Source organism: Microcella sp., from assembly GCF_033763155.1.
Lineage (GTDB): Bacteria > Actinomycetota > Actinomycetes > Actinomycetales > Microbacteriaceae > Microcella.
Map to the genome: position 1 here is coordinate 20,793 of NZ_JANRKZ010000192.1, position 7,580 is coordinate 28,372.

Consider the following 7,580-nt stretch of genomic DNA (forward strand, 5'->3'; position numbering starts at 1 on the left):
TCGCCACGCCAATGGCGCAGGGAGCATGATGAGCGCATGCAGGTTCTCGTGATCGAAGACGACGATGCTGTTGCCGATGGCATCGTCGACGGCTTGGCCGACCGTGCGATCACGGCAACTCGCGTCGCCAACGGCCGTGACGGCATCGCGAGCGCTGCTGAACTTCTTCCCGATCTCATCGTTCTCGACCTCGGCTTGCCCGACATTGACGGAACCGAAGTCTGCCGTCGCATTCGCGCGAACAGCGACGTGCCTATCATCATCGTGAGCGCCCGCGACGACGAAGTTGACCGGGTCGTCGCCCTTGAGTTAGGGGCAGACGACTATATCGTCAAGCCGTTCGGGATGCGCGAGTTAGTTGCGCGCATCCATGCGATCACGCGCCGGTCAAGCGGTGGGTCACCCCCCGCGCGCGACGTCAGCGGAGAGTCTCGTCTCGTGATCGACAGTCGCGCACGCCGCGTGCTTCTCGACGGCGCGGCGGTACACCTCACCCCTCGAGAGTTTGACGTGCTCGAGTATTTGGCCCGCGACCGCGGAGCTGTCTATCGACGCACCGACATCTTGCGTGATGTGTGGGACACAACCTGGTTCGGCACGGCAAAGACCCTCGACGCACACATCGCGGCTGTTCGAAAGAAGTTGGGCGACCCTGGCTGGATCGAATCGGTGCGTGGAGTCGGCTTTCGGCTCGGAGAACCCTGATGCGGTGGCGCTTCATGGGCATGGTGATGGTGATCACCGCGCTCGTGCTCATTGTTCAAACCGTGCCGCTCGCACAGTACCTGCGCACCGTCGAGCTCGACCGCTTGGTAACCGGCCTGGAACGGGACGCGTTCGTGCTCGCGGGGCGAGCTGAAGAAGCACTCGAGTCGCTTGATGCCGCCGAGCTCGCCGCGGTTTCTGACGCCGCGCTCGAATACCGAGCCGCCGGGGGTGGCCGCGTGGTGATTGTCGACACCAATGGAATCGCTCAGGTCACGAGTGACGATGATCAATCTGCTGTGGGCGGTGACTACTCATCGCGGCCCGAGATCGAACAGGCACTCAGCGGCACCATCTCATCGGGCTCACGGTTCTCAACAACCCTCGGCGAAGAACTGGTCTATGTCGCCGTTCCCGTGCTGAGTGGCCAAGACATCATCGGTGCCGTGCGGTTGACCTACTCCGAAGCTGTCGTCGACGAGGAGGTGGGCGAGCGACTGCAAGTCATCGAAATCGTTGCCTTGTTGACGCTCATCATGGCGGGCATTGCCGGCATCGTGTTCTCGGGCACCGTCACTCGCCGCTTGAGCGTGTTGACCGCGACGACCGAGCGGCTGGCGGCCGGCGACCTCAGCGCCCGAGCCGAGCCGAAGGCCGGGGCCCCCGAACTCGTTCGCCTCGCCCGCTCGTTCAACCGCATGGCCGATCGGTTGTCGGGGCTCATCGACGAACAACGTGCTTTCGCGGCCGATGCTTCGCACCAATTGCGCACTCCCCTCACCGCCCTCCGCCTGAAGCTCGAACGCGCGCGCGACCTCATCGAATCCGACCCGCCGGGTGCCGCTGCTCGACTTGCCGCGGCCGAGCTCGAGGCCGATCGTCTCGTGACGATCGTCGAAGGTTTGTTGGCCCTCGGCCGCGCGGGAGCATCCGTCAGTCCCGTCGTCACCGTTGACCTTGGCGCCATCGCCCGCGAGCGCGTCGAGCAGTGGGAGCCACTGGCTGCCGAGGGGGGCGTCGACCTGACCATTGCCGGACCGACCTCTGTTTCGGTGCTGGCGGTTCCTACCGGGGTCGACCAGATGATCGACAACATCATCGACAACGCCCTCGCGGTCTCGCGCGAGGGCGATCAGATTCGCGTGATCATCTCCGCGGGAGATCGACCGACTCTTGCCGTGCTTGATGACGGCCCCGGGATGTCCGACGACGAGCTCGCTCGAGCCTTCGACCGTTTCTGGCGCGGGGGAACCACTACTCCCGGCACGGGTCTTGGACTCGCCATCGTTGCCGAACTCGCGCGCGCGAGCGGCGCGGAGGTCAAGCTCGCGCGCCGCGAGCCCCACGGCCTGGCCGCGACGCTCACCTTCGACCCAGCCTGACCGAGCCGGAGCAGCAGCGGTTTCGAGCACCCCGTGGTCGCGACGCGAAGCGAAACGACCACGCTCGTCTCGCGAAAACGGCATCGCGCCGCAGAAGCGCTTCCGCGCAACCCGAGGTCGCGACGCGAAGCGAAACGACCACGCTCGTCTCGCGAAACCGGCATCGCGCCGCAGGAGCGAATTCGAACACCCCACGGTCGCGACGCGAAGCGAGACGACCACGCTCGTCTCGCGGAAGCGGCATCGCGCCGCAGAAGCGGCGGCGCGATCATCAACAGAGTGGAGCCTAGGAGAATCGAACTCCGCGACCGCAGGTTATGCGGTCGCGCGTCGAGCAAGAGCCCGATGATCAGAGCGGTGGCAATGGAGTGGAGCCTAGGAGAATCGAACTCCTGACCTCCTGCTTGCAAAGCAGGCGCTCTACCAATTGAGCTAAGGCCCCAGTGCATCGTGGTGGCGATCCGCGAAGCGAGACGACCGCGCTCGTCTCGCGGAAGCGCCGTCACGCCGCAGAAGCGGCGGCGTGACAGACAATGCGTGGGGATACCAGGACTTGAACCTGGGACCTCTTCGTTATCAGCGAAGCGCTCTAACCGCCTGAGCTATATCCCCGTGAGACCGGATACGACTGTACTGCATCCGGTCACGCCCGCCCAATCGAGCGGGCGTTTGATCAGTTGTTGGTGAAGCCGACGAGCAATCCGCCGGTCAGGCGAACGCTCAAGTTGTACAACAGAGCGCTGATGGCGCCGATGGCCGTGCCGCCCACGATGTTGAGCAGAGCAACGATGGTTGCGAAGAACATGACCTGGCCGAGCGAGAACACACTGGCAAGGCTCGTCGCGTCTTCACCGATGATGTCGGTGAAGACCGAGTCGATCTGCTCAATGACGCCGAGCGAGCTCAGTACGATCCAGACCAACAGGGTCGAGACCAACAGCAAGATCGCGCCGCAAATGGCGACCAAGAACGACAGCTTCACCGCCGACCAGAAGTCGATGTAGACGAGCTTGAGGCGAACCTGCTTCGTCGGGGCTTGGCGCTGCGACTTACGCTGCAGCTTCTCGGCGACTGTACTCACGCGTTCTCGTCCTTTCCACCCTCGGCCACAGGTGCGGCTCCGGCGGTATCGGTGTCAGTGCTGATATCGGTGTCGGTAGCGGTGCCGGCTTCTGCATCCGCGTCGACCAGGTTGCGTTCACTGTTGCGAGCGATCGCAATGATTCGGTCGTCGTCATCGGGTCGGGCGAACACGACCCCCATGGTGTCGCGGCCCTTGGCGGGCACTTCGGCCACCGAGGAGCGTACCACTTTGCCATTTTGCATGACCACGAGAACCTCGTCGTCGTCGGCAACGATGAGGCCACCGGCCAAGGCGCCCCGATCATCACTGAGCTTCGCCACTTTGATGCCGAGGCCACCGCGTTGCTGCACGCGATACTGCTCAACCTCGGTGCGCTTGGCGTAGCCACCCTCGGTGACGACGAACACAAAGCCACGGTCACCGACGACGGATGCGGACAAGAGTTCGTCGCCCTCACGAAACTTCATGCCCGTCACGCCCGAGGTCGAGCGACCCATGGGCCGCAGTGCCGAATCGTCGGCCGTGAACCGCAGTGACATACCGCGTCGTGACACCAGCAGGATGTCGTCAGAGTCATCGGCGAGCATCGCCGACACGAGTTGGTCACCCTCGCGCAGGTTGATCGCGATGATGCCACCCGTGCGGTTCGTGTCGTATTCGGTCAAAGCGGTCTTCTTGACGAGGCCGTTGCGCGTCGCCAGCACGAGGTGCTGGGCGACCGAGTAGTCGCGAATGTCGAGAATCTGGGCAATCTCTTCATCGGGCTGCAACGCCAGGAGGTTGGCGACGTGCTGACCCTTCGCGTCGCGTCCGGCTTCTTGCACCTCGTAGGCCTTGAGGCGATACACCCGTCCGGTAGTCGTGAAGAACAACAGCCAGTGGTGCGTCGTGGTCACGAAGAAGTGCTCGACCACATCATCGGCGCGCAGCTGAGCGCCCTTGACACCCTTGCCGCCGCGGTGCTGCGATCGATAGTTGTCGCTGCGGGTGCGCTTGATGTACCCACCACGCGTGACGGTCACGACCATCTCTTCGACGGGAATCAGGTCTTCGACGCTCATGTCGCCGTCGAAGCCCATCATGATCTCGGTGCGTCGGTCGTCGCCGTACTTGTCGACGATTTCGGTGAGTTCGTCAGAGACGATTGTGCGCTGACGCTCGGGGCTCGCGAGAATCGCCTGGTAGTCGGCGATGAGGCGCTCGAGCTCTTCTGCCTGATCCTGAATCTTCTGCCGTTCGAGCGCGGCAAGGCGGCGAAGCTGCAGGTTGAGAATCGCGGTCGCTTGCAGCTCGTCAACATCGAGCAACGCGATGAGGCCCTCGCGAGCCTCGTCGACCGTGGGCGAGCGGCGAATGAGGGCGATGACCTCGTCGAGGGCATCCAACGCCTTGAGATATCCGCGCAAAATGTGGGCGTCGGCCTCGGCTTTCGCCAGCCGGAACGCCGTGCGGCGAACGATGACCTCGATCTGGTGCGAGACCCAGTATGTGATGAAGCCGTCGATCGGCAGCGTGCGGGGAACTCCGTCGACAATCGCGAGCATGTTCGCGCCGAAATTGTCTTGCAGCTGAGTGTGCTTGTAGAGGTTGTTGAGCACGACCTTCGCCACGGCGTCGCGCTTGAGCACGATGACGAGGCGCTGCCCGGTGCGGCCCGACGACTCGTCGCGAATGTCGGCGATTCCGCCGAGTTTGCCTTCTTTGACGAGGTCAGCGATCTTGATCGCCAGGTTGTCGGGGTTGACCTGGTAGGGCAGTTCGGTGATGACGAGGCACGTGCGGTTCTGAATCTCTTCGACCGTCACGACCGCGCGCATCGTGATCGAGCCGCGGCCCGTGCGATACGCATCGTGAATTCCCTTGACGCCGAGAATCTGCGCGCCGGTCGGAAAGTCGGGGCCCTTGACGCGCTGCAGAATCGCTTCGAGCAGGCTCTCACGATCGGCGTCGGGGTTCTCGAGGTGCCAGAGGGCGGCAGCCGCCACCTCGCGCAAGTTGTGCGGAGGAATGTTCGTGGCCATACCGACCGCAATGCCGACCGAGCCGTTGACCAAGAGGTTGGGGAATCGCGCCGGCAGAATGCTCGGCTCTTGCGTGCGACCGTCGTAGTTGTCTTGGAAGTCGACGGTGTCTTCTTCGATATCCCGAACCATCTCCATGGCGAGGGGCGCCATTTTGGTTTCGGTGTATCGCGGTGCAGCCGCGCCGTCGTTACCGGGCGAGCCGAAGTTTCCCTGGCCGGCGGCGAGCGGGTACCGCATCGACCACGGCTGAACGAGTCGCACGAGTGCGTCGTAGATGGCCGAGTCACCGTGGGGGTGAAACTGCCCCATGACATCACCGACGACGCGCGAGCACTTCGAGTAGGCCTTGTCGGGTCGGTAGCCGCCATCGAACATCGCGTAAATGACGCGGCGGTGCACAGGCTTGAGACCATCACGCACGTCGGGCAAGGCGCGCCCGACGATGACGCTCATTGCATAGTCGAGGTACGACCGCTGCATTTCGAGCTGCAGGTCAACCTGGTTGACCCGCCCGCCGGGGCCATAGTCGACCGGCTCGGGGCCCGTGGTGTCGTCTGCCATGAGGAAAATCCTTCGGTGGTGGTGAGGTCGGAAAGCGTCGGCCGCAACGAGGCGGTCGTCGCTAAATGTCTAAGAAGCGCACGTCTTTCGCGTTCTGCTGAATGAAGGTGCGGCGCTGTTCGACGTCGTCGCCCATGAGAGTGGAGAAGACGCTGTCGGCAACCGCCGCGTCTTCGAGCGTGACCTGCAAGAGCGTGCGCGACGCCGGGTTCATCGTGGTGTCCCACAGCTCTTGGTGGTTCATCTCGCCGAGACCCTTGTACCGCTGAATGCCGTTGTCTTTCGGGATGCGCTTGCCCGCGGCAAGCCCCGACTCGAGCAGGACATCCCGCTCGCGATCGCTGTAGACGTATTCGTGTTCGGCGTTCGTCCACTTCAAACGATAGAGCGGAGGCTGCGCGAGGTACACGTAGCCAAGATCAATGAGCGGCCGCATGTAGCGGAAGAGCAGCGTCAACAGCAGCGTGGTGATGTGCTGGCCATCGACGTCGGCATCGGCCATGAGCACGATCTTGTGATAGCGGACCTTGTCAGGGTCGAAGTCTTCGCCGATGCCCGCGCCGAACGCGGTGATCATGGCTTGCACCTCGGCGTTGCCGAGCGCGCGGTCGAGGCGTGCCTTTTCGACGTTCAAGATCTTTCCGCGCAGCGGCAAAATCGCTTGCGTCTCGGGGTTGCGGCCCTGAACAGCTGAGCCGCCGGCCGAGTCGCCCTCGACGATGAAGATCTCGCTGAGCGAGGGGTCTTTCGACTGGCAGTCTTTGAGCTTGCCGGGCATGCCCCCCGACTCGAGCAAGCCCTTGCGACGAGTTTGTTCGCGGGCCTTTCGAGCGGCGATGCGGGCGGCCGACGCTTGAAGCGCCTTGCGAATGACGTCTTTGGCTTGAGCCGGGTTGCGCTCGAACCAGTCGGCGAGATGCTCGCCGGCAACCTTCTGCACAAACGACTTGGCTTCGGTGTTGCCGAGCTTGGTCTTCGTCTGGCCTTCGAACTGAGGTTCGCCGAGCTTGATCGAAATGACGGCCGTGAGACCCTCGCGCACGTCGTCGCCCGAGAGGTTTTCGTCTTTCTCTTTCAGGATGCCCTTGTCACGCGCGTACTTGTTGACGAGTGTCGTCAACGCGGCGCGGAAGCCTTCTTCGTGCGTGCCACCTTCGTGCGTGTTGATGGTGTTGGCGTAGGTGTGCACCGACTCTGAGTAGGCATTCGTCCACTGCATCGCGACCTCGAGAGCAATGCGGCGCTCGGTGTCTTCTGATTCGAACGAAATGATCTCGGGGTGCACCACCTCGATCTTCTTCGCCGAGTTCAAGAACTCGACGTAGTCGACAAGACCCTTCTCGTAGAGGAACTCTTCGCGACGCGAATCACCATCGGCCTGTGCCGCGCGCTCGTCGGCAATCGTGATGCGAAGTCCCTTGTTGAGAAACGCCATCTGCTGAAAGCGTGTGCGCAGGGTGTCGTAGTCGAACTCGACGGTTTCGAAAATCTCGCCGTTCGGCCAGAACGAGATGGTCGTGCCGGTCTCGTCGGTCGCCGCGCCTTTCGCGAGCGGGGCATCCGGAACACCGTGTTGGTACGTCTGCGAATAGACATTGCCTTGACGGCGAACCTCAACCGCGAGGCGCTCTGACAGGGCGTTGACAACCGAGCTGCCGACGCCGTGCAGACCACCCGAGACGGCGTAGCCGCCGCCGCCGAATTTTCCGCCGGCGTGCAAGATCGTCAACACAACCTCAACGGTCGACTTCTTCTCGACCGGGTGCTCGTCGACGGGGATGCCTCGGCCGTTGTCGACGACACGAACTCCACCATCAGCAAGCA

5 protein-coding genes and 2 tRNA genes are annotated in these 7,580 nt (G+C 63.1%); 2 read left to right on the forward strand and 5 right to left on the reverse strand.

Annotation, left to right across the window (positions count from 1 at the left end; genetic code table 11):
- The first annotated feature begins 36 nt into the window (after positions 1 to 36).
- Positions 37 to 705 (forward strand): response regulator transcription factor, encoded by a 669-nt coding sequence (locus SFU54_RS08155; protein ID WP_319015785.1) that lies wholly within the window; start codon positions 37 to 39, stop codon positions 703 to 705.
- Positions 705 to 2,087, forward strand: a complete 1,383-nt coding sequence (locus SFU54_RS08160; RefSeq protein WP_319015786.1) for an ATP-binding protein — start codon at positions 705 to 707, stop codon at positions 2,085 to 2,087. Before SFU54_RS08155 ends, SFU54_RS08160 begins: the two co-directional genes overlap by 1 nt.
- Before the next feature lie 369 nt (positions 2,088 to 2,456).
- Here SFU54_RS08160 and SFU54_RS08165 read toward each other — a convergent pair.
- The 5 genes from SFU54_RS08165 to SFU54_RS08185 all read right to left on the reverse strand — a co-directional run.
- Positions 2,457 to 2,529 (reverse strand) — tRNA-Ala (locus tag SFU54_RS08165).
- A 96-nt stretch (positions 2,530 to 2,625) separates the two neighbouring features.
- Positions 2,626 to 2,699: transfer RNA gene (locus SFU54_RS08170), tRNA-Ile, on the reverse strand.
- 61 nt (positions 2,700 to 2,760) lie between these two features.
- On the reverse strand, positions 2,761 to 3,168 hold the full coding sequence (locus SFU54_RS08175) for a DUF3566 domain-containing protein (RefSeq protein ID WP_319015787.1): 408 nt from the start codon (positions 3,166 to 3,168) through the stop codon (positions 2,761 to 2,763).
- Positions 3,165 to 5,756, reverse strand: coding sequence for a DNA gyrase subunit A (gene gyrA, locus SFU54_RS08180; protein ID WP_319015788.1), 2,592 nt, complete (start codon positions 5,754 to 5,756; stop codon positions 3,165 to 3,167). The genes SFU54_RS08175 and gyrA overlap by 4 nt, the downstream gene beginning before the upstream one ends.
- 61 nt (positions 5,757 to 5,817) lie before the next feature.
- Positions 5,818 to 7,580: DNA gyrase subunit B (locus tag SFU54_RS08185; RefSeq protein WP_319015789.1), on the reverse strand; the 1,763-nt coding region annotated here is incomplete at its 5' end.

Excerpts from the sequence above, each read along its gene's own strand:
- SFU54_RS08155 (WP_319015785.1), top strand. The coding sequence starts at position 37 with ATGCAGGTTCTCGTGATCGAAGACGACGATGCTGTTGCCGATGGCATC.
- SFU54_RS08160 (WP_319015786.1), top strand. The coding sequence starts at position 705 with ATGCGGTGGCGCTTCATGGGCATGGTGATGGTGATCACCGCGCTCGTG.
- gyrA (WP_319015788.1), bottom strand. The coding sequence starts at position 5,756 with ATGGCAGACGACACCACGGGCCCCGAGCCGGTCGACTATGGCCCCGGC.